A 21,395-nucleotide genomic window follows, 5' to 3' on the forward strand; every position below is an offset into this window, starting at 1 on the left:
AGACGATGCTCGCGAGACTCGGTGAGATCGAGGGGTTGTTCGCCCAAGCGCTGGCCGGCGGTGGCGAGAAGAAGGTCGCTCGGCATCGTGAACGCGGCAAACTCCTGGCCCGGGAACGGATCGAGCTGCTCATCGACGAGGACAGTGCGTTCCTCGAACTCGCCCCGATCGCGGCATACGGATCCGATTTCCCGGTCGGTGCGTCCATCGTCACCGGTATCGGCGTTGTCGAAGGGGTCGAATGTGTTCTCGTCGCCAACGACCCCACCGTCCGCGGCGGCACCTCCAATCCCTGGACGTTGCGGAAGGGCCTGCGGGCCAATCAGATTGCGCTCGAGAACCGGTTGCCGCTGATCAATCTGGTGGAGTCCGGTGGCGCGGACCTACCGACGCAGAAGGAAGTGTTCATCCCCGGCGGGGCGATGTTCCGCGACATCACCAGGTTGTCGGCGGCCGGGATCCCGACCATCGCTCTCGTGTTCGGCAATTCGACGGCCGGTGGCGCCTACCTGCCCGGCATGTCCGATCACACGGTGATGATCGAGGGGCAGTCGAAGGTGTTCCTCGGTGGTCCGCCGCTGGTGAAGATGGCCACCGGCGAGGTCAGTGACGACGAGTCGCTTGGCGGCGCACAGATGCACGCTCGTCAGTCCGGCCTTGCCGACTACTACGCCGCCGATGAACAGGATGCGATCCGCCTGGGACGGCGGATTGTCGCCCGGCTCAACTGGCACAAGCAGGGCCCGGGTCCGGTGGCTCCGTCCATCGAGCCGAAGCATCCGGCCGAAGATCTGTTGGGCATCGTCCCGGGTGATCTGCGGATCCCGTTCGATCCGCGTGAGGTGATCACGCGGATCGTCGACGAGAGCCTGTTCGACGAGTTCAAACCCGAATACGGATCGTCGTTGTGTACCGGATGGGCGCGCATTCACGGGTATCCGATCGGGATCCTGGCCAACGCCCAGGGTGTGCTGTTCAGCGCCGAGGCGCAGAAGGCCACCCAGTTCATCCAGTTGGCCAATCGGTCGAATACGCCGTTGCTGTTCCTGCACAACACAACCGGCTACATGGTCGGGCAGGAGTACGAACGCGGAGGCATCATCAAACACGGCTCGATGATGATCAATGCGGTGTCCAATTCGACGGTCCCGCATATCTCGATGCTGATCGGCGCGAGCTACGGAGCCGGGCACTACGGGATGTGCGGGCGGGCCTACAACCCCCGCTTCCTGTTCACCTGGCCCAGTGCAAAGTCGGCGGTGATGGGCGCTGCCCAGCTTGCCGGTGTGATCTCGATGGTCTCGCGTAGTGCCACCGAAGCCCGTGGCGGCACCGTGGACGAAGATGCGGATGCCGGCATGCGGGCCATGATCGAGGCCCAGATCGAAAAGGAATCGATGCCTGCCTTCCTGTCGGGAATGTTGTACGACGACGGCATCATCGATCCGAGGGACAGCAGAACGGTTCTCGGACTCTGTCTCTCGGCGATAGACAACGGGCCCGTGCAGGGTACAAGCAACTTCGGCGTATTCCGGATGTGATGGGTGATGACCAATTTGAGTGTGACCTCTGTGCTTGTCGCCAACCGCGGCGAGATCGCCCGGCGGGTGTTCACCACCTGCAGGCGGCTCGGAATCGGCACCGTGGCGGTGTATTCCGATCCCGATGCCGCAGCCCCTCATGTCGGTGAGGCCGACGTTGCGGTCCGGTTGCCGGGCAACACCTCATCGCAGACCTACCTCGATGCTGCGGCAGTGATTGCCGCGGCGCGGGCGGCCGGTGCCGACGCGGTCCATCCGGGGTATGGATTCCTCTCGGAGAACGCCGAATTCGCTCAGGCGGTACTTGATGCCGGACTGACCTGGATCGGACCCGATCCCGCGGCCATCGTCGCGATGGGATCGAAGGTCAATGCCAAGGCGATGATGCGCAAAGCGGGCGTCCCCACGCTGGACGATCTCGACCCCGCCGCGGTCACCGCCGACCAGCTGCCGGTTCTGATCAAGGCCTCAGCCGGTGGTGGCGGACGTGGCATGCGCATCGTCCGCGACCTGGATCAACTTGCCGAGCAGGTCGATGGCGCCCGCCGTGAGGCGCTCTCGGCATTCGGTGACAGCACGGTCTTCTGTGAACCGTTCATCGAACGGGGCCACCACATCGAGGTGCAGGTACTCGGCGACACGGCCGGCACCATGTGGGCCGTCGGCGAACGCGAATGCTCGATCCAGCGCCGGCATCAGAAGGTCATCGAAGAGGCGCCGTCACCGCTCGTGCAGCGCGTCGGAATCGGACTGCGGGACAAGCTGTTCGACGCGGCACGCGCAGCCGCCTCGGCAATCGGTTACACGGGGGCCGGGACCGTGGAGTTCCTGGCCGACGACGACGGTCGATTCTACTTTCTCGAGATGAACACCCGTCTGCAGGTGGAACATCCGGTGACCGAAGAGACCACCAAGCTCGATCTGGTTGCCTGGCAGCTGCACATCGCGCGCGGTGACCTGTTGCCTGCGCATCCGCCGGAGTTGCAAGGACATTCCATCGAGGTGCGGCTGTACGCGGAAGACCCGGCAGTGGACTACCAGCCACAATCGGGACGGTTCCATCGGTTCGGGGTCGATTCTGATGTTCGGTTCGGTCGGCTCACCGAGCCGGGCGTGCGCGTTGATTCCGGCATCACCGATGGCGGTGAGGTCTCGACGTTCTACGATCCGATGTTGGCCAAGGTCATCAGCTGGGCGCCCAACCGCGAGGCCGCGATCAACATCCTGGCCAGGGCGCTGGCCTCGGCCCGACTGCACGGACCCCGGACGAACCGGGACACGTTGGTGAACATGTTGCGTCACCACGAGTTCCGTGCCGGCAACACCACCACCAAGTTCATCGAAGAGGTCGGTCTCGATGTGCTCTCCGCGCCACTGGCGGGGCCGGATCAGGTTCGCCTCGCGGCGGTCGCCGTGACACTCGCGGATGCGGAGGCAAACCGGCAGCAGTCGGGACGCCCGCTGCCATCGGGTTGGCGCAACCTGGCATCGGGTCCACAGTCCAAGTCCTACCTTCATGGCGAGCAGGAGATCGCGGTTCACTATCGGCACGCCCGGGAAGGCGTGGTCCTGCCGGATGACCCGGACGTCACCGTTGCCCGAATCGGCACCGATGCAGTTGTTCTCACCGTTACCGGAGTCGACCGCAAGTACGCCATCGACCGATACGAGGACAGCGTGTGGGTGGACTTCACGGGAGGATCGGTGGCATTGGTCCGCAAGCCCCGGTTCATCGACCCAGCCGAGGTCAACACGCCGGGTTCGTTGCTGGCGCCGATGCCGGGTTCGGTGATCCGGATCGCCGTGGCACCAGGTCAACGAGTGACCCGCGGTGAGCCGCTGATGTGGCTCGAAGCGATGAAGATGGAACACACGATTGCTGCCTCCGCAGACGGCATCGTCGAAGAGCTACCCGTGGCGCCGGGGCAGCAGGTGTCGGTGGGGGAGATCCTCGCCGTCATCACCGAGCATGAACTGGCCGAAAGCAACTAGGGGAGAAGAGATCATGAGCTTTGTCGAAACGGATGAACAGAAGGCTCTGCGCAGTGCGGTGGCAGGCCTTGGTGGCCGATTCGGGCACGAGTACTTCCTCGAATGCGCACGCAGCGGCCGCAAGACCGACGAGTTGTGGTCGGAAGCAGGCAAACTCGGCTTCATCGGGGTGAATCTCCCGGAGGAGTACGGCGGCGGCGGCGCCGGGATGTACGAACTGTCGATTGTCATGGAAGAACTCGCCGCCATCGGTAGCGGGCTGCTGATGATGGTTGTCTCGCCGGCCATCTGCGGCAATGTGATCGCGCGGTTCGGTACCGACGAACAGAAACAAACGTGGCTGCCGGGCCTGGCCTCCGGGACGATCACCATGGCCTTTGGTATCACCGAACCCGACGCGGGTTCGAACTCACACAACATCACCACCACTGCCCGGCGTGACGGCGCAGAGTGGTTGCTGTCGGGACGAAAGATCTATGTCTCGGGTGTGGATCAGGCACAGGCCGTGTTGATCGTGGCACGAACCGAGGACGCCAAGACCGGACGGCTCAAGCCGGCACTGTTCATCGTGCCCACCGATGCACCGAACTTCGAGTTCAACCAGATCGAGATGGATCTGGTCAACCCCGAAAAGCAGTTCCTGCTCTTTCTCGATGACGTTCGCCTGCCGTCGAACGCTCTTGTCGGATCCGAGGACGCAGCGCTGAGCCAACTGTTCGCAGGATTGAACCCGGAACGGATCATGGCCGCTGCCACCGCGGTCGGCATGGGCCGGTACGCGCTGGGGCGGGCGGTGGAATACGTCAACGAACGGACGGTCTGGAAGACGCCGATCGGTGCCCACCAGGCGATCGCGCATCCACTGGCGGTCGGCAAGATCGAGATGGAGCTGGCCAAGCTGATGATGCAGAAGGCCGCGACCCTGTATGACGCCGGTGACGACTGGGGCGCTGCAGAACCGGCCAACATGGCGAAATATGCGGCCGCCGAGGCCTGCGTGAAAATCGTTGATCAGGCCGTACATTCGTTGGGCGGCAATGGATTGTCCACCGAATACGGGCTGGCGCCGCTGCTCAACCTCTGTCGTATCGCACGGGTCGCACCGGTGAGCCGGGAGATGATCCTGAACTTCGTGGCGCAGAACAGCCTGGGCCTTCCGAAGTCGTACTGAGGACGCACTGACAGGATGAGCAGATGAACGAGGTTGTCCGATATCGGGTCGATGCTGGGGTCGCCACCATCACGCTGGACTCGCCTGCCAACCGCAACGCGATCTCGATGTCGTTGGTGGAGCAGCTCTTTGCGCGGCTGCGCGGAGCTGCCGACGACCCGCAGGTGCGGGCGGTGGTGTTGACGCATACCGGTGGAACCTTCTGCGCCGGAGCTGATCTCAGTGAGGCGGGACAGTCGCGCCCGGAGGTGATGATCGACCTGATGCGCGCGATCCTGGAACTGCCGAAACCTGTGATCGGCCGGATCGACGGCCACGTGCGGGCCGGTGGATTCGGTTTCGTCGGTGCGTGCGATCTTGTTGTCGCGGGCCCGACGAGCACATTTGCGCTGACCGAAGCCCGGATCGGCGTGGCTCCTTCGATGATTTCACTTGCGGTCCTGCCTCGACTGACCTCACGCGCAGCCGGTCGGTACTTCCTCACCGGTGAGAAGTTCGATGCGAATGTCGCAGAGCAGATCGGCTTGATCACCGTCGCCGCCCCCGAAGCGGCAGCCGTCGACCAGGTCGTGGCCCAGTGGTGCGCTGACCTGCGCAAAGGTTCCCCGCAGGGTCTGGCTGCCAGCAAGAAGCTGACCACCGCCGCCATCTTGGCCGGATTCGATGCTGACGCGCAGCGCCTGGCGTCGGAGTCGGCGGCACTGTTCGGCTCCGACGAGGCCAGAGCCGGCATGATGGCGTTCCTGAACAAGCAGCCCCCACCGTGGCTGGCGGACCGATGACCCGCGGTGCCACGCGGTCACCGCAGCAGGAACGCAGCCGGGCGACCCGTCAGCGCCTTCTCGACGCCACCATCGATGTCCTGGCGACCGACGGATGGGCCGCGTGCAGTGTGGGCGTGGTGGCCACCCGTGCGGGCGTGTCCCGGGGCGCGGCACAACACCATTTCCCGACGCGGGAAGACCTGATCACCGCGGCACTCGAGCACGCGTTCGAGCTCCTCACGCTGCGTGCCGTCGAGGAGACCAACCGGCTACCGCAGGGCGAGGGGCGAATAGAGGTCGCGGTGTCGACCGCGGTGGAGTTCTACACCGGTGTTGAGTTCAAAGCGGCACTGCAGGTGTGGTGTGCGGCGGCGTCTGACCAGGCACTCAAGGAGCTGATACTCCCGCTGGAAGGCCGATTCGGTGTTGCGGCACACCGGATGACAGTGCAGATGCTCGGTGTCGACGGTACCGATCCGCGTATCCACCGGCTCGTGCAGGCAACCCTCGATTTCGCTCGGGGGCTGGGGTTGGCCGACACCTTGTCCGACGACTCGGCGCGACGGAAACAGGTGGTGGGCACCTGGGCGCAGGTCCTGCAGGAATCCCTGGCCTGACCGGCGGCGTGAGCCAAGATATGCAACCGAGAGGTTGCATAATGGGCGATAGATGTGCAACCCTTTGGTTGCGGAAACAATCGTCGACCTTGAGGAAATCATGACAGTAGAACTTGATCGCATCGAAAAGCAGATCGACATCGACGCGCCGGCCGGGAGCGTCTGGACGTTGATCTCCGAGCCTGGCTGGTTCATCAACAATGAACAGATCACCGACCATCGGATCGAGAAGTCCGGGGATGTCAGCATCATCCATGATCCGAATCACGGGAGCTTTGCGTTCCGGACGGTATCGCTCGACCCGCCGAAATACGCCGCCTTTCGTTGGCTCGCGGACGTCGACGATGCGGCGAGCGCATCCACCCTCGTCGAGTTCTGGATCGACGAGAGGTCCACTGATTCAGTGACTCTCAGGGTTGTCGAGAGCGGCTTTGCCTCGCTTCCCGGTGATGCGGCCGAGCGGCGCAAGAAGCTCGACGACAACACCAAGGGCTGGAACGTCGAGCTGGCTGTTGCGAAAGGTCATGTCGAGGGTGTGCATGCCGATGCCAATGGCTGAATCTGGCCTGACGGTTGTCTTTTCAGCACTGGCTGATGACACCCGATGGAATCTGTTGGTGCGGCTGGGTAAGTCGTCCGCGTCGGCCTCGGCGCTCGCGGCCGAGTTTCCGGTGTCGCGGCAGGCCATCGCCAAACACCTTGCAGTACTGGAAGAAACCGGACTCGTATCGTCGGCCAAGGTGGGACGCGAGGTGCAATTCACCGCCGTCGGGGCCCGGTTGAGCATGGTGGGCCGGGAACTGGCGAGTATCGCATCAGGGTGGGATCGCCGTCTGGCCGATATCAAGGTGCGTGCCGAAAACCCTTGACCGTGTCGATACCCGTCGGCTCGCTCGGTGGAGGCAGGCGCCGCCATGTCGCGGAACGGGGCCGGTCTGGTAGGAACGGTTCATGACGCAAACCCCGAACACGCAAGCTGTGGTGACGTGCGATGTGAACGATGGGATCGCGCAGGTGCGTCTCAATCGCCCCGACAAAATGAACGCGCTCAACGGTGCAATGTTCGAAGAACTGGTGGCAGTCGGCCAAGACCTGATCACGCGGACCGACATCTCGGCGGTGGTCCTGGCAGGTGAGGGTCGCGCGTTCTGCGCGGGTCTGGACATGGCGGAGTTCGAAAAAATGGCATCGGGAGCCGATGCGGTGGTGATCGAACGCCCACGTCTGGGTGCTGCGGCTGCACTGGCCCAGCAGGCCGTGCATGTCTGGTCGTTGGTGCCGGTACCGGTGATCGCAGCTGTGCACGGGGTGGCGTTCGGTGGGGGATTGCAGTTGGCGCTCGGCGCCGACATCCGGATCGTCGGACCGGAGGCCAAGCTGTCGGTGATGGAAATCGTCTGGGGTCTCATCCCGGACATGACCGGCACCCAACTTCTGCCGGAGCTCGTTGGCCGGGACGTGGCCAAGGAACTCGTCTTCACCGGTCGTCAGATCACCGGAACCGAGGCGCTGACACTGGGACTGGCCACGCGCATCAATCTGAACCCGGTGGTTGCGGCGACCGCGATGGCCACCGAGATCGCCGGAAACTCCCGCAACGCCCTGGTACATGCCAAGGCGCTGTTGGATCTGGCAGGCCGTACCGATCTGGCAGCGGGTTTCGATGCCGAGCAGGTTGCGATCCGGGAGCTGATCGGATCGCCGGAGCAGATCGCGGTGGTCCGCGAACGCCGAGAGAGCCTGGCCCGCAACAAAAAATGAACTCTGCCCCGCCGGTCGGCGGGACAGAGTTCACTCATTGTGATTGTTGGTTGAAACTCCGGTTACGCTGCCGAGCCCCAGGAAGAAGACCCGGACGGCAACGAGCACGGATTCTGGATCTGCTCGAGGCTGATCGTGTTGGCAAGGATTTGATATCCACCGGCATTCAAGTGCAAGTGGTCGCCGGCGTCGAGGTCGGGTCGAATGCGTGACGGATCGGCAGGGTCAGCGATGACCTTGTCGAAGTCGACGATGCTGTCGGCCGGACTGCTGGTGCGGATCCACTCGTTGACCTTGAGGCGCAGAAGATTCGTCGCGGGATCATTGTAGATTCCGGGGCCGATGTGGCCACCCGACGGTGTGACGGTGCCCTGCACGACCCGAATACCGCGTTTGTGCAGCGAGGCGATGATGGTCTGGTAACCCTGGGTGAGCGCTTCAAATGTGGCGCCCTGCCCCAGGTCGTTGATGCCTTCGAAGAGCACAACAGTGCTCAGGTTCGGCACCGAGAGCACGTCTCGGTTGAGTCGGTTGACCGCGGAGAGGCCGGCCGCGGGGTTGGCACCGCCATCCATGGTGACGTGGTTGCCGGTGATGCCTGCGTTGACGACGGTCAGCGGGCGTCCCTGGGCATTGATACGGGCGGCGAGGAAGTCCGGCCACCGCACGAGTTCGTCGAGACCTGCTGTCGATTCGGTTCGCTGTCCCGTGATGGCCTGGTAGCCGTCGGTGAGTGAGTCCCCGAGTGCAACAACCGCTCCGACCCCGGGCGTGAGCACGTCCATCCCGGTGACGAACAGCCGAGAGGTGGTGGAGTTGTCGAACGGGGCTGCCCCCGTTTCAAAAGTTACATCCCCGGCATTGGGGTCGGTTTGGTAGGAATGCTGGCGGGCTGTGAAGTGACGCGTCGGCGCGCCGACGGCCTGGGGCAGGTAGGTGCTGATCGCCAGGGATTCGCCTGCGGCAAAGGGTGAGACGGTGGGGTCGCTGACAACATCAGCTCCCGCCGGCACCGTCACCGATGTCTGGCCGTTGAAGAGCAGCGGGACGGGATTGGCGACCTTCGCGCCTCCTGCTTGTTTTGCCACGCTCACCCGTCCAAAGGTCAATGGTGTTGCCCCGAACTGATTTGACAGGCGGATGCGCAGGACCTGCCCATCCCGAGTGGGGGTGATGATGGATCGGACGGTTGAGTTGTCAACGGCGACCACCTCATTCCCGCTGGCGTCGTAGCTGGGAGCCTCGTCGCTGGAGGCGTGGGCTACATCCGAGGCAGGCGCACTCCATGCACCGACCCAGGGGCCGGGTGCCGGACAGTTGATCGGCGCGGGTGCCGCGGTCGCCGGGCCGGTTGGTGCGACAGTGAGAGCGGCACCGACAGTGAGGGCGACGAGGGCTGTTCCGGAGAGGCGTTTGGCCGCAGGCCAAAACGTGCCCCTTGCCGGATGAGCCCGATTTTCAGTTGACATGGTCACAACACTAAGTCACCGTGGCCCCAAATGAGGGGTCAACGGTGTTTTGTCTAACAAAGTGATGCGTCGGCCCATTTAGCGATGGTTCGATCCGATGCCGTTGCGAATCAACATATCTCGCGCAAGCAATCCTTCGGGGAGAAATGTGGAAGCACCCGCAAACGCCGCGACGGCGCCTTCGAGCCAAGTGGGTCGAACCGGATCCCGGTTCACTTGAATAGTCACTTCACGCCATCTGTCATGTCGTCGAATGTTTCCTGGGTCATCGATGCCACCTCGCCGAGGTGCCTGCGCATTGCATCCCGCGCTCCATCTGCGCTTCCGGCGGAGACGGCCGCCAGAATCGACTTGTGGCCGAGGTACGAGACTTCCCGTGCGTAGCGGGTGGAATGTGACAGAACGCGAGTGGTGCAGGTCCATGATCCGGCCAGGGTATTGATGGCCGACATCAGCGGATTCTGCGACGCCGCCGCGAGCAGCATGTGGAACTCGAGGTCGCAGCGCAGCGATTCGTCTGGCGTTGCGTCGGTGATCGATCGACGCAGAACCTCCTCCAGTGCACTGAGATTCGCTGGAGTTGCGCGAAGTGCGGCGAGTTCGGCCAGCTTCGGTTCGATGGTTGCCCGCAGCTCCGAAACATCACGGAGTTGATGCTCGGCATCGGAGAGCTCGGTGTACAGGGTTTGGATCCGTTGCGGCATCGGCATCACAGTGGTACCCCGTCCGGGCCGGCGTTCCACAAGGTGCTTCGACTGCAATTCATGCATCGCCTCACGCAAGGATGCGCGTGATACACCCAGGTGAATTGCCAGCTCCCGTTCGGATGGCAGTCGGTCGCCTGAGCCGAGTTCGCCTATGGCAATGAGCTTTTCGAGATGTGCCGCGATCTCGGCGCTGACGCTGTCGCGACCGGTGGGGATGCCGTGGCCGATGGACAGTGCCTCGACGGGTACCGTCCGTCCGCCCGAGTTCCCAGGCCCGATCTCGGATGCCAAAATCGTGCCTCCCTCATCGATGGAACAGTCGAATTGGCCAGACCAATGCGGCTCAATTGGTCTGACCTTAGCCGGGGTGATGAGTGCCCGCCAGGTGTGAGGGCGACACGCAACGGGCTGTTAACAATTGAAGTGAGGTCCAAACCGTAGAGCCGGAGAACATCGTGAATGTGCTGGTAAGAAGCATCTTTCGCGTCCTCCTGGTCTCATTCGGCGGGACTTCGATGTGTTCGCCAGGATTCTCTGTTTCATCGGTGTGAACAAGTATCGTCTGCAATTGACGCCGGAATCGCGTCGGCTCTACGGTCTATTTGGTCGGACCAAGTGGTCTGAACTTTCAGAGCTGACATTCGTCAGCGTTCCCTGACGTTTCTTTTGGATCCGCCGATGTGAAGGGCGTCCACTGTCGCATCAGAAAGGCGGATTTTGCACCATGGCACTGACTTCGGGGAGTTTCGGGACGGAGCGTCTGCGGGGCATCGACGCCGCGGACATCCGGACGTTCTGCATGCTCGCCCTGACCTTTTCTACGGGCATCTCCGATGCTGTCGGCTACCTCGCGCTCGATAAGGTGTTCACCGCGAACATGACCGGCAACGTCGTGATCATGGGTATGGGCATCGGTCAGGCCGACGGGTTGCCGGTGCTCGGACCCATTCTCGCGCTGGCCGGGTTCATGGCGGGTGCGGCAATGGGAGGGCGGTTCGTCCGTCACGAGAAGGCCAAGTGGACACCGAGGGTCACCGGCGCATTGTTCGCGGTGGCCGCGGTGCTCTGCGCCACCGGCATCATGCTGCTGGTCGTGCCGATCGACCACGGGCTCACCAAGCCGTTGGCAACGGTCCTGCTCGCCACCCCGATGGGGCTTCAGGCGGCCGTGGCCCGGCACGTGGCGGTTGCCGACGTGACCACCGTGGTGGTCACCTCGACGATCACGGGCCTGGCCTGCGATTCGCGGTTCGGTGCCGCGCGCGAGCAGTTGTGGGTGCGACGACTGCTCGCCGTTCTCGCAATCGGCGTCGGTGCACTGGTGGGTGCGGCGTTGCTGTTCATCGACGTCAGCGCCGGGGTGCTGGCATCTGCGGTCATCACACTTGTGGTCGCGGCGATCGGACACCATCGTCATTCCGGGGAGGAAGACCACACGGCCTGAGTCGGCTGTGGATCTGAATTGCGAAATAGTTCGCCGGAAGCGATCTTTTGGGCTGACAATGGATCGCGCGACCCACCCGGGTCGGGTCTGAAGCAGTCGGACGTTCGGGGAGACACCGTGGGAAATGTTGTGACGGATGGCCTTGCCAAGTTGCCGGGAGTCGCGACTGCGCGGTCCTACCACCGGGAATGGTTACGGCCGGACATCACCGCCGGGCTCGTTCTGACCGCACTGCTCATCCCGGCGGGGATGGGATATGCCGAGGCGGCGGGGTTGCCTGCCTACGCGGGCCTGTACGCCACCATCGTCCCGCTACTGGCATATGCGGTGGTGGGACCGTCGAAAATCCTTGTCCTCGGCCCTGATTCGTCGCTGGCACCGCTGATCGCGGCGGCTGTGGTGCCGCTGGCGGTGACCGATGATCCCGAGAGTGCGCTCGCGTTGGCCGGCGTTCTCGGGGTGCTGGTCGGACTCATCCTCCTCCTCGCCGGCTTCCTGCGCCTCGGATTTGTCACCGACCTGCTGTCCAAGCCCATCCGGCTCGGTTACCTCAATGCCATCGCCCTGATCGTGGTGGTCGGCCAGCTGCCCAAGCTGCTCGGGTTTTCCGTCGACGCAGACAGTTTGATCGGTGAGGTCCGGGAGACCGTCAAGGCCATCGCGAACGGCGACATCGATATCCTCGCCGCCGCAATCGGTCTCGCGTCGCTGGCCATCATCATCGGCTTCCGAATCTGGATCCCACGTGTTCCCGGCGTACTCGTCGCAGTCATCGCTGCGATGGTCGTCTCGGCGGCACTGGGTCTGACAGACGACATCGGGATGGTCGGGGCACTGCCGGAAGGGATGCCGCTGCCGTCGTTCGGTGGCGTCGACTGGGGGGACGTGGCCGAACTCATCGGACCCGCCGCCGGCATCGCGTTGATCGCGTTCGCCGACACCGGTGTCCTCTCGCGCACCTTCGCGGCCCGCCACGGCGAAGACGTCAACGGCAGCACCGAGATGAAGGCGATCGGGGTCGCCAACATCGCAGGCGGGATGTTCAGTGGATTTCCCATTTCCGCGAGCGGATCCCGGACTCCGGTGGCCGAACAGAGCGGTGCCAAGACACAGCTGGCCGGTGTTGTCGGTGCGCTTGCGGTCCTGGTGTTCATCCTCGTCGCGCCCGGTGTCACCGAATACCTGCCCGACGCAACGCTGGGTGCGGTGGTGATCGTGGCCGCCACAGCATTGGTGGACGTCAACGGCATGGTCCGGATGTGGCGGATGAGCCGGACCGAGTTCGGTCTTGCTGCGGCAGCGTTCCTCGGCGTCGCGCTGGTCGGTGTCCTGCAGGGTGTCCTGGTGGCAATCGCGCTGTCGTTCATCGCCGTGGTGGCCCGGTCCTGGCAGCCCTACCGCACCGAACTCGTCCGCACGCCTGGACAACCCGGCTTCCACGATGTCGAACGTCATCCGGAAGGGCAGCGCATCCCGGGCCTGGTGCTGGTGCGCTTCGACGCTCCGCTGTTCTTCGCGAACGGCGATGTCTTCGACAACTATGTGCGGTCGGTGGTGGCGGAGTCGAAGACCCCCGTGGAGTGGGTCGTCGTCGCCGCCGAAGCGCTGACCGGTCTGGACACCACCGCCGTCGACGAACTCGTCGACCTCGATACGTATCTCGAAGGCAAAGGCGTCCGACTGATCTTCGCGGAGATGAAAGGCCCGATCAAAGACCGGCTCGTCCGGTTCGGGGTGGGGGACAGGTTCGGCGTCGAACGTTTCTATCCGACCATCGACGCCGCCGTTGCCGCATTCCACCATCGCGGCAACCACCTCAGTGGTACGGAGTCCTGACCGCTCAGCCCAGAACGGCGTCGGATGCCGGTGGCGGGGGATCGGGTAGCCGGATCATCCGCAACGCGTTGAGGAGCCCGAGCAATCCGGCCACGATCGGGATGAGCAGGGCTATCTGGAGTGCGATGGGTCGCGCGTCGGTGTTGATGCGGATGATCTCGTCCTTGATCGCCGGAGGCTGGTCGACGAGCAATTCGTCGAGCGCGGTGTTGCTCATCACCTCGGCGTCGTCTTCGAGTACCTGCGCCACCTGGGCCTGCTCGGCCTCGGGGAGCACCGAGCTCGACTCCGACATCGAGGTGAAGGTGAAGGACAACGCGGCCAACATGATCGCGCCGGCGAATGCGAGTCCGAACGACAGACCGAAGGATCCGGCGGCCGAGTTGGTGCCCGCGGCCTCACTCACCCGTTCATCCGAGATGGGACCGAGTGTGTAGTTGTTGAGCTGCGAGACGAGCAACCCCAGACCCGAACCGGCGACGATGAGGGGAATGACCAACGCCCACCCGAAGTCGGTGCGGGGCACGATCGGGACCAGTACCGCGATCCCCACCGTGAGCAGACCGAACCCCCAGCAGACGATGATGCTCGGGCGCCGATGCGTCAAGGTCCGGCCGGCGACCAGTGCGACCGCAAACATGCTCAGCGACAGAGGTGCCAGCGACAGGCCGGCCTGCATCGCGTTGTATTCGAGCACCATCTGCAGGTAGATGGGCAGCGCGATCATGGTGCCGCCGAGCGCGATCTGCTGGAGCATCTGACCGGTGATGCCGAGCCGGAAGAGCTTGGACTTGAACAGTTCCGGATCGAGCAATGTCGGTTCGCCGCGCCGCTTACGTCGTACGAGCCAATACATCAGGCTGCCCAGGGCCACCGACCCGGTCGCCAGGAGCGCACCGACGGCCTCGCCACCTTCTTGCCAGACGAGGATGCCCAACACGATGCCGCCCATGCCCAGAACCGAGAGGGCAGCGCCGACCAGGTCGACGCCCCGGGGCCCGGTGTACGGCACATCCTCGACGAGCTTGATGCCCGACAGGACGACGACGATGATCACGACTTCGAGGACAAACGCCAGACGCCAGGACAGGTATGTCGTGATGAAGCCACCGAGGAGGGGGCCGACCGCCGCGGCGATCGCAGCGGCCGCACCGACGAGGGCATAGACCTTTTTCTGTGCGTCGCCTTCGAAGTTGCCGTGGATCAGTGACTGCATCGCGGGCAGGAGCAGCGACGCGCCGATGCCACCGAGGATGGCCCAGAAGATCACGATGGTCATCAGGTTCTGGGCCACTGCCATCGCCGAGGCTCCCACCGCGTATCCGAGCAAGCCGAGCACGTAGGCCCGTTTGCGCCCGATGAGGTCTCCGACCTTGCTGCCGATCAGGATGAAGGCCGCCGAGACGAGTGCCTCCAGGGCGATTGCCGACTGGACACCGCTGACGGTGGTGTCGAGATCGCGGACGACCGACGAGATCGACACGTTCATCAAGGAGGTGTCGACCACCAGGACGAACATCGCCATGGACAACAGGAGAGGTAGCAGCCGCTTGCCGCCCGCCGTCGCCTGGCCGGAACTGCCGGAATTGCCGGATGTGCCGGAACGCGGTGTTTCTGTCATCCGGCATCCCCAACCCGAGTTCCGACAGCTGTTCAATTCTCGGCCGGCGGCGTCGCCCTGCCAAGACGACCGTAAACCGTTTGCCCAGGCTTGGTCGGGCAAATCCCCCAGCTCGGATGTTCGCCGGTCGAGTACGCGCTGATCCCGCGGAATAGATCGCCATAAAGGGTGGTTGACCACGCTGGATCCCGCCCTGTGTAGTGGCCAGTCGGCGTCGCCGGCAGACCGATGGCGACCTGCAGAATTGCTTTGGTCGGTACAGGTGCCGGACGATTTTGACCTGGGGTCACCAGGTCGGTAGAGTTGACCGCTGGTGCTCGGCCTCCGCATTAATTCAAATGGCCGGGTCTCATCTGCGTGCCTTCACCTATCACGCCGGGCAATTTCGACACGCCCGACTATGGGGTAGGGGAGGGCTCACCTGACCAGGGCTTTTGGGTCCTGGTGGGGCGTACTGCGGAGGTTCCGATGATTCATCGGAAGCTTGCCCGGAGCAGAAACCGCAGCAGAAGTAAGAAAAACGCCAACAAAAGGAAGAACTCTCAGTGCCAACTATCAACCAGCTGGTCCGCAAGGGCCGTCACGACAAGCCTGCCAAGCAGAAAACGGCAGCGCTGAAGGGCAGCCCGCAGCGACGCGGCGTGTGCACTCGCGTCTACACCACGACCCCGAAGAAGCCGAACTCGGCGCTTCGTAAGGTCGCCCGTGTCCGCCTCACCAGTTCGGTTGAGGTGACCGCATACATCCCCGGTGAAGGTCACAACCTGCAGGAGCACTCGATGGTGCTCGTTCGCGGTGGTCGTGTGAAGGACCTCCCGGGTGTGCGTTACAAGGTCATTCGTGGCTCGCTCGACACCCAGGGTGTCAAGGCCCGTAAGCAAGGCCGCAGCAAGTACGGCGCGAAGAAGGAGAAGGGCTGATGCCACGTAAAGGACCCGCACCGAAGCGCCCCCTCATCAATGACCCCGTCTACGGCAGCCCGCTGGTCACCCAGCTGGTCAACAAGATCCTGCTGGACGGCAAGAAGTCGACCGCCGAGCGCATCGTGTACCAGGCTCTCGAGCAGGCTCGCGAGAAGACCGGCACCGATCCCGTCGTGACCCTCAAGCGCGCGCTGGACAACGTCCGCCCCGCACTCGAGGTCAAGAGCCGTCGCGTCGGTGGCGCCACCTACCAGGTGCCCATCGAGGTCAAGCCCGGTCGTGCGAACACCCTCGCTCTGCGTTGGCTGGTCACGTTCAGCCGGCAGCGTCGCGAGAAGACCATGGTCGAGCGTCTCGCCAACGAGCTGCTCGACGCGAGCAACGGTCTGGGCGCTGCAGTCAAGCGTCGCGAGGACACCCACAAGATGGCCGAGGCCAACCGGGCGTTCGCGCACTACCGCTGGTGACACACAGCAACAGCTGCAACAACTTTCAATTCAGAGTGAGGAATTAAGTGGCACAGGAAGTGCTCAGCGACCTCTCCAAGGTTCGCAATATCGGCATCATGGCTCACATCGATGCCGGCAAGACCACAACCACCGAGCGAATCCTCTTCTACACCGGCGTCAACTACAAGATCGGCGAGACCCACGACGGCGCCTCGACGACCGACTGGATGGAGCAGGAGAAGGAGCGGGGTATCACCATCACCTCCGCTGCGGTGACCTGTTTCTGGAACAAAAACCAGATCAACATCATCGACACCCCCGGGCACGTCGACTTCACCGTCGAGGTGGAGCGAAGCCTGCGTGTGCTCGATGGCGCGGTTGCTGTTTTCGACGGTAAAGAGGGTGTGGAGCCGCAGTCCGAGCAGGTCTGGCGGCAGGCCGAGAAGTACGAAGTCCCGCGTATCTGCTTTGTCAACAAGATGGACAAGCTCGGCGCAGATTTCTACTTCACGGTTCGCACCATCGAAGAGCGTCTCGGTGCCAAGCCGCTGGTTCTCCAGCTGCCCATCGGTGCCGAAGATGACTTCGACGGCGTTGTCGACCTGATCGAGATGAAGGCCATCACGTGGCGGGGCGTTGTCCCGACCGGTGCCGAGCCGACCATCGAAGAGATCCCTGCGGATCTGCTCGAAAAGGCGAAAGAGTACCGCGAGAAGCTGATGGAGACCATCGTCGAGACCGATGAGGTGCTTCTCGAGAAGTACTTCGGCGGCGAAGAGGTCACCATCGCAGAGGTCAAGGCTGCGATTCGCAAGCTGACCGTCAACCGCGTGCTCTACCCGGTGCTGTGTGGCTCTGCGTTCAAGAACAAGGGCGTTCAGCCCATGCTCGACGCGGTCATCGACTACCTGCCGAACCCGCTCGACGTTCCCTCTGTCGAGGGTCACGCGCTCGGAAACGAAGAAGAGATCCTGTCGCGCAAGCCGTCGGCCGACGAGCCGTTCGCGGCGCTGGCGTTCAAGATCGCTTCGCACCCGTTCTTCGGCAAGCTGACGTTCGTCCGGGTCTACTCGGGCCACATCACGGCCGGCACCGGCGTGCTCAATGCCACCAAGGGCAAAAAAGAGCGCATCGGCAAGCTGTTCCAGATGCACGCCAACAAGGAAATGCCGGTTGAGGATGCCACGGCGGGCCACATCTACGCGATGATCGGCCTCAAGGACACCACCACCGGTGACACCCTGTGTGACCCGAGCGCGCCGATCGTCCTGGAATCGATGAGCTTCCCGGATCCGGTCATCAACGTCTCGATCGAGCCGAAGACCAAGTCGGACCAGGAAAAGCTGGGTGTCGCCATCCAGAAACTGGCCGAAGAGGATCCGACGTTCTCGGTCAAGCTGGACGACGAGACCGGCCAGACCGTCATCGGCGGTATGGGCGAGCTGCACCTCGATATCCTTGTCGATCGCATGAAGCGTGAGTTCAAGGTCGAGGCCAACGTGGGCAAGCCTCAGGTTGCCTACCGTGAGACCATCCGCAAGACGGTCGAGAAGCACGACTACGTGCACAAGAAGCAAACAGGCGGTAGCGGCCAGTTCGCCAAGGTCATCGTCAAGCTCGAGCCGTTGGTCGACGCCGAAGACGGCGCCACCTACGAGTTCGTCAATGCGGTGACCGGTGGTCGCGTTCCTCGCGAGTACATCCCATCCGTGGATGCCGGTGCGCAGGACGCGATGCAGTACGGCGTGCTCGCCGGCTACCCGCTGGTCAACTTGAAGTTCACTCTGCTCGACGGCGCCTACCATGACGTCGACTCGTCGGAGATGGCCTTCAAGATCGCCGGATCGGCTGCAATGAAAGAAGCAGCCCGGATGGCGGGCCCGGTAATCCTGGAACCGTTGATGGCCGTCGAGGTCACCACGCCAGAGGATTACATGGGTGACGTGATCGGCGACCTCAACTCACGCCGTGGTCAAATCCAGGCCATGGAAGAGCGCAGTGGCGCCCGTGTCGTGAAGGCACTGGTTCCGCTGTCGGAGATGTTCGGCTACATCGGCGACCTTCGGTCGCGGACCCAGGGCCGGGCAAACTACTCCATGGTGTTCGACTCGTACGCCGAAGTTCCGGCGAACGTGGCGAAGGAGATCATTGCCAAGGCAACGGGCGAGTAATCACCCGTCGCCTCGGCGATAAGCGCCACCGGCGCACAACAATTAAGAGATCGCTTGTGCGGGGAAGGGTTTCGAAAAACCCTTCCCCGACCAAGAACTAAACACACAGTGACCGGGATTGCCCCGGTCGCTCGACAGTCCAGGAGGACAATCAAGTGGCGAAGGCGAAGTTCGAGCGGACCAAGCCGCACGTGAACATCGGCACCATCGGTCACGTCGACCACGGTAAGACCACGTTGACGGCGGCCATCACGAAGGTGCTGCACGACAAGTACCCGACCCTCAACGAGAGCTTCGCGTTCGATCAGATCGACAAGGCTCCCGAAGAGAAGGCTCGTGGTATCACGATCAACATCTCGCATGTGGAGTACCAGACCGAGAAGCGCCACTACGCGCACGTTGATGCCCCTGGTCACGCTGACTACATCAAGAACATGATCACCGGTGCTGCTCAGATGGACGGTGCAATCCTCGTGGTTGCCGCCACTGACGGCCCGATGCCGCAGACTCGCGAGCACGTGCTGCTCGCCCGTCAGGTGGGTGTTCCTTACATCCTCGTCGCGCTGAACAAGGCCGACATGGTTGATGACGACGAGATCATCGAGCTCGTCGAGATGGAGGTGCGTGAGCTCCTCGCTGCACAGGACTTCGATGAAGATGCTCCTGTCATCAAGGTCTCGGCACTCAAGGCGCTCGAAGGCGATCCCGAGTGGGTCAAGACGGTCGAAGAGCTCATGGACGCTGTCGACGAGAGCGTTCCGGAGCCGGTTCGCGAAACCGAGAAGCCGTTCCTCATGCCTGTGGAGGACGTGTTCACGATCACCGGTCGTGGCACCGTTGTCACCGGTCGTGTGGAGCGTGGCGAGGTCAAGGTGAACGAGGAAGTCGACATCGTCGGCATCCGCGAGAAGACCACCAAGACCACCGTCACCGGTATCGAGATGTTCCACAAGCTGCTCGACTCGGCACAGGCCGGCGACAATGCCGGACTGCTGCTGCGTGGCCTCAAGCGTGAGGACGTCGAGCGTGGACAGGTCATCATCAAGCCGGGTACCACCACCCCGCACACCGAGTTCGAGGGCCAGGCCTACATCCTGTCGAAGGACGAGGGTGGACGGCACACCCCGTTCTTCAACAACTACCGTCCCCAGTTCTACTTCCGTACAACTGACGTGACGGGCGTTGTGACCCTGCCCGAGGGCACCGAGATGGTCATGCCCGGTGACAACACCGAGATGACGGTCAAGCTGATTCAGCCGGTCGCCATGGACGAGGGCCTGCGTTACGCGATCCGTGAAGGTGGCCGCACCGTTGGTGCCGGTCGCGTCACCAAGATCATCAAGTAAGCAGTAGTACCCAGCTAGAAACCGAAAGCGCCCGATCCCCTTGGGGGTCGGGCGCTTTTGTCTGTGCCGGGCCGGACAACTATCTGTTGACACGGTTTACAAGTACCTGCCTCCAAAGATACGATTGCGAAAATACGTTCCAATGGAGGTTCGGCCCATGTCCACAAAGTTCTCGGAGATACCCGTCGATTCCGGCCTCAAGGAGATCCCGTTCTCGACGCGCAACGGGGCACTCGAGGTGCTTGCGATGCGGCGGGATCCCTTCAAGCATGCGGACGAGCGACATGCGAAATACGGCAGGGTCTCCGGGATCAATGCGTTCGGCCAGAAGATCGTCGTCGCGTCCGGGCCCGCGGCAGCTGACGAACTGCTGATGAACAAGAAGAAGGCCTTCGCCAACGGTCCGGCGTGGTCCTATCTGATCGGCCCGTTCTTCAACCGGGGCGTGATGCTGCTCGACTTCGACGAGCACCGTCACCACCGCCTGATCCTGCAGCAGGCCTTCAACACGAAGGTACTCAAGGGCTACATGGACGCCATGCAGCCGATGATCCGGCGGCGGATGGAAGAGTTCCCGACCGGAGATGTGCTGCTGTTCAAGGAGTTCAAGGCGCTGACCCTCGATGTGGCCCTCGAGGTGTTCCTCGGCATGGAGCTGTCGAAGGCCGAGGCCGACCGGATCAACAAGGCGTTTCTGGAGACGGTGCAGGCCGGCACCGCGGTGATCCGTAAGCCCGTTCCCGGAACTCGGTGGTGGCGCGGAGTGCGGTCTCGCAAGATCCTCGAGGAGTTCTTCTACAAGCACATCGCCGCAAAACGAGCCGCCCGGACGCCGGATCTGTTCTCTCAACTGTGTTTTGCCGAAAGCGAAGAGGGGCATCGGTTCACCGACGAGGACGTCGTGAACCACATGATCTTTGTGCTGATGGCCGCACATGACACGTCGACCATCACGATGACGCAGATGTGCTACCAGATGGCGAAAGCTCCGCAGTGGCAGGAGCGGGCCCGTTCGCAGTCGCTCGAACTGGGGCCGGAGTTGTCGTATGACGATCTCGCGGCGCTGACCGACCTCGACTTGGTGATGAAGGAATCGCTGCGTCTGTGCCCGCCGGTGCCTGCTCATCCTCGAACCGCTGTGCAAGACACCGAGATTCAGGGCTACTTCGTTCCGAAGGGCACGATGGTCGCGGTGCCGAGCCAGGCGAACCACGTGGACGCGGAGTATTGGAAGAATCCGTGGACCTTCGACCCGGAACGATTCAGCAAGGAGCGAGCCGAGGACAAGGTGCACCGGATGGCGTGGAGTCCGTTCGGCGGTGGCGTACACAAGTGCATCGGCCTGTACTTCGGTCAGATGGAGATCAAGACGATCATGCATCACCTCCTGCGCAACTTCGAATGGTCGGTGCCCGCCGGTTACGAACTCCCGATGGACTACAGCTCTCTGCCGATCCCGAAAGACGGACTGCCGGTGACCCTGCGGCGCAGGTAACCGTCGAACCGGTCGCCGAGTTCGCCGATCCATCGGAGCTGCCGTCGGCAGAACTGCTCTGGGCAGCAACCTCTTTCGCGGATCCGCG

General features: G+C 63.1%; 18 protein-coding genes. 15 read left to right on the forward strand and 3 right to left on the reverse strand.

Annotation, left to right across the window (positions count from 1 at the left end; all coding sequences use genetic code 11):
• Positions 1 to 5: 5 nt before the first annotated feature.
• The 8 genes from AC56PL_RS02840 (at position 6) to AC56PL_RS02875 (ending at position 7,846) form a co-directional block, all read left to right on the forward strand.
• Complete coding sequence (locus AC56PL_RS02840; protein ID WP_497153550.1) at positions 6 to 1,541, forward strand: acyl-CoA carboxylase subunit beta; 1,536 nt, start codon at positions 6 to 8, stop codon at positions 1,539 to 1,541.
• A 6-nt stretch (positions 1,542 to 1,547) separates the two neighbouring features.
• Complete coding sequence (locus AC56PL_RS02845) at positions 1,548 to 3,533, forward strand: acetyl/propionyl/methylcrotonyl-CoA carboxylase subunit alpha (protein WP_497152966.1); 1,986 nt, start codon at positions 1,548 to 1,550, stop codon at positions 3,531 to 3,533.
• Positions 3,534 to 3,546: 13 nt separating this feature from the next.
• On the forward strand, positions 3,547 to 4,704 hold the full coding sequence (locus AC56PL_RS02850; RefSeq protein WP_495514906.1) for an acyl-CoA dehydrogenase family protein: 1,158 nt from the start codon (positions 3,547 to 3,549) through the stop codon (positions 4,702 to 4,704).
• Positions 4,705 to 4,727: 23 nt separating this feature from the next.
• Positions 4,728 to 5,486 carry an enoyl-CoA hydratase family protein gene (locus tag AC56PL_RS02855; protein ID WP_497152967.1) on the forward strand — a complete coding sequence of 253 codons (759 nt, stop codon included), beginning with the start codon at positions 4,728 to 4,730 and terminating at the stop codon, positions 5,484 to 5,486.
• Entirely contained in the window at positions 5,483 to 6,085 is a 603-nt protein-coding gene (locus AC56PL_RS02860; protein WP_495516020.1) for a TetR family transcriptional regulator, read from the forward strand. Before AC56PL_RS02855 ends, AC56PL_RS02860 begins: the two co-directional genes overlap by 4 nt.
• A gap of 100 nt (positions 6,086 to 6,185) precedes the next feature.
• The gene (locus tag AC56PL_RS02865; protein WP_495514908.1) at positions 6,186 to 6,644 is read left to right on the forward strand and encodes an SRPBCC family protein; all 459 of its coding nucleotides are present in this window, start codon (positions 6,186 to 6,188) and stop codon (positions 6,642 to 6,644) included.
• Positions 6,631 to 6,954, forward strand: coding sequence for a metalloregulator ArsR/SmtB family transcription factor (locus AC56PL_RS02870; RefSeq protein WP_495514909.1), 324 nt, complete (start codon positions 6,631 to 6,633; stop codon positions 6,952 to 6,954). Before AC56PL_RS02865 ends, AC56PL_RS02870 begins: the two co-directional genes overlap by 14 nt.
• Positions 6,955 to 7,036: 82 nt before the next feature.
• On the forward strand, positions 7,037 to 7,846 hold the full coding sequence (locus tag AC56PL_RS02875; protein WP_495514910.1) for a crotonase/enoyl-CoA hydratase family protein: 810 nt from the start codon (positions 7,037 to 7,039) through the stop codon (positions 7,844 to 7,846).
• Between the two features lie 62 nt (positions 7,847 to 7,908).
• Here the strand turns inward: AC56PL_RS02875 and AC56PL_RS02880 are convergent, their stop codons facing one another.
• Together AC56PL_RS02880 and AC56PL_RS02885 are read right to left on the reverse strand one after the other, a co-directional pair.
• Positions 7,909 to 9,315, reverse strand: coding sequence for a GDSL-type esterase/lipase family protein (locus AC56PL_RS02880; protein WP_497152968.1), 1,407 nt, complete (start codon positions 9,313 to 9,315; stop codon positions 7,909 to 7,911).
• Between the two features lie 224 nt (positions 9,316 to 9,539).
• Positions 9,540 to 10,313 carry an FCD domain-containing protein gene (locus tag AC56PL_RS02885; protein ID WP_495514912.1) on the reverse strand — a complete coding sequence of 258 codons (774 nt, stop codon included), beginning with the start codon at positions 10,311 to 10,313 and terminating at the stop codon, positions 9,540 to 9,542.
• A 433-nt stretch (positions 10,314 to 10,746) separates the two neighbouring features.
• On the opposite strand from AC56PL_RS02885, the gene AC56PL_RS02890 reads away from it, so the two are divergent.
• Both AC56PL_RS02890 and AC56PL_RS02895 read left to right on the forward strand, forming a co-directional pair.
• On the forward strand, positions 10,747 to 11,466 hold the full coding sequence (locus tag AC56PL_RS02890) for a YoaK family protein (protein ID WP_497152969.1): 720 nt from the start codon (positions 10,747 to 10,749) through the stop codon (positions 11,464 to 11,466).
• Between the two features lie 117 nt (positions 11,467 to 11,583).
• Complete coding sequence (locus AC56PL_RS02895) at positions 11,584 to 13,302, forward strand: SulP family inorganic anion transporter (RefSeq protein WP_497152970.1); 1,719 nt, start codon at positions 11,584 to 11,586, stop codon at positions 13,300 to 13,302.
• A 4-nt stretch (positions 13,303 to 13,306) separates the two neighbouring features.
• Here AC56PL_RS02895 and AC56PL_RS02900 read toward each other — a convergent pair whose 3' ends face one another.
• A complete protein-coding gene (locus tag AC56PL_RS02900; protein WP_497152971.1) occupies positions 13,307 to 14,923 on the reverse strand; it encodes an MFS transporter in 1,617 nt (538 codons plus the stop codon).
• A 545-nt stretch (positions 14,924 to 15,468) separates the two neighbouring features.
• Here AC56PL_RS02900 and rpsL point away from each other — a divergent pair.
• The 5 genes from rpsL (at position 15,469) to AC56PL_RS02925 (ending at position 21,307) form a co-directional block, all read left to right on the forward strand.
• Entirely contained in the window at positions 15,469 to 15,843 is a 375-nt protein-coding gene (rpsL, locus tag AC56PL_RS02905; protein ID WP_023956148.1) for a 30S ribosomal protein S12, read from the forward strand.
• Positions 15,843 to 16,313 carry a 30S ribosomal protein S7 gene (rpsG, locus tag AC56PL_RS02910; protein ID WP_020109663.1) on the forward strand — a complete coding sequence of 157 codons (471 nt, stop codon included), beginning with the start codon at positions 15,843 to 15,845 and terminating at the stop codon, positions 16,311 to 16,313. Before rpsL ends, rpsG begins: the two co-directional genes overlap by 1 nt.
• Positions 16,314 to 16,360: 47 nt before the next feature.
• On the forward strand, positions 16,361 to 18,466 hold the full coding sequence (gene fusA, locus AC56PL_RS02915; protein ID WP_497152972.1) for an elongation factor G: 2,106 nt from the start codon (positions 16,361 to 16,363) through the stop codon (positions 18,464 to 18,466).
• Positions 18,467 to 18,621: 155 nt separating this feature from the next.
• Positions 18,622 to 19,812, forward strand: coding sequence for an elongation factor Tu (gene tuf / locus AC56PL_RS02920; RefSeq protein ID WP_495514916.1), 1,191 nt, complete (start codon positions 18,622 to 18,624; stop codon positions 19,810 to 19,812).
• 157 nt (positions 19,813 to 19,969) lie between these two features.
• Positions 19,970 to 21,307: a cytochrome P450 gene (locus AC56PL_RS02925; RefSeq protein ID WP_495514917.1), complete on the forward strand. Its 1,338-nt coding sequence runs from the start codon at positions 19,970 to 19,972 to the stop codon at positions 21,305 to 21,307.
• Positions 21,308 to 21,395: the final 88 nt, after the last annotated feature.

It is taken from the genome of Williamsia sp. Y721 (genome assembly GCF_059683565.1).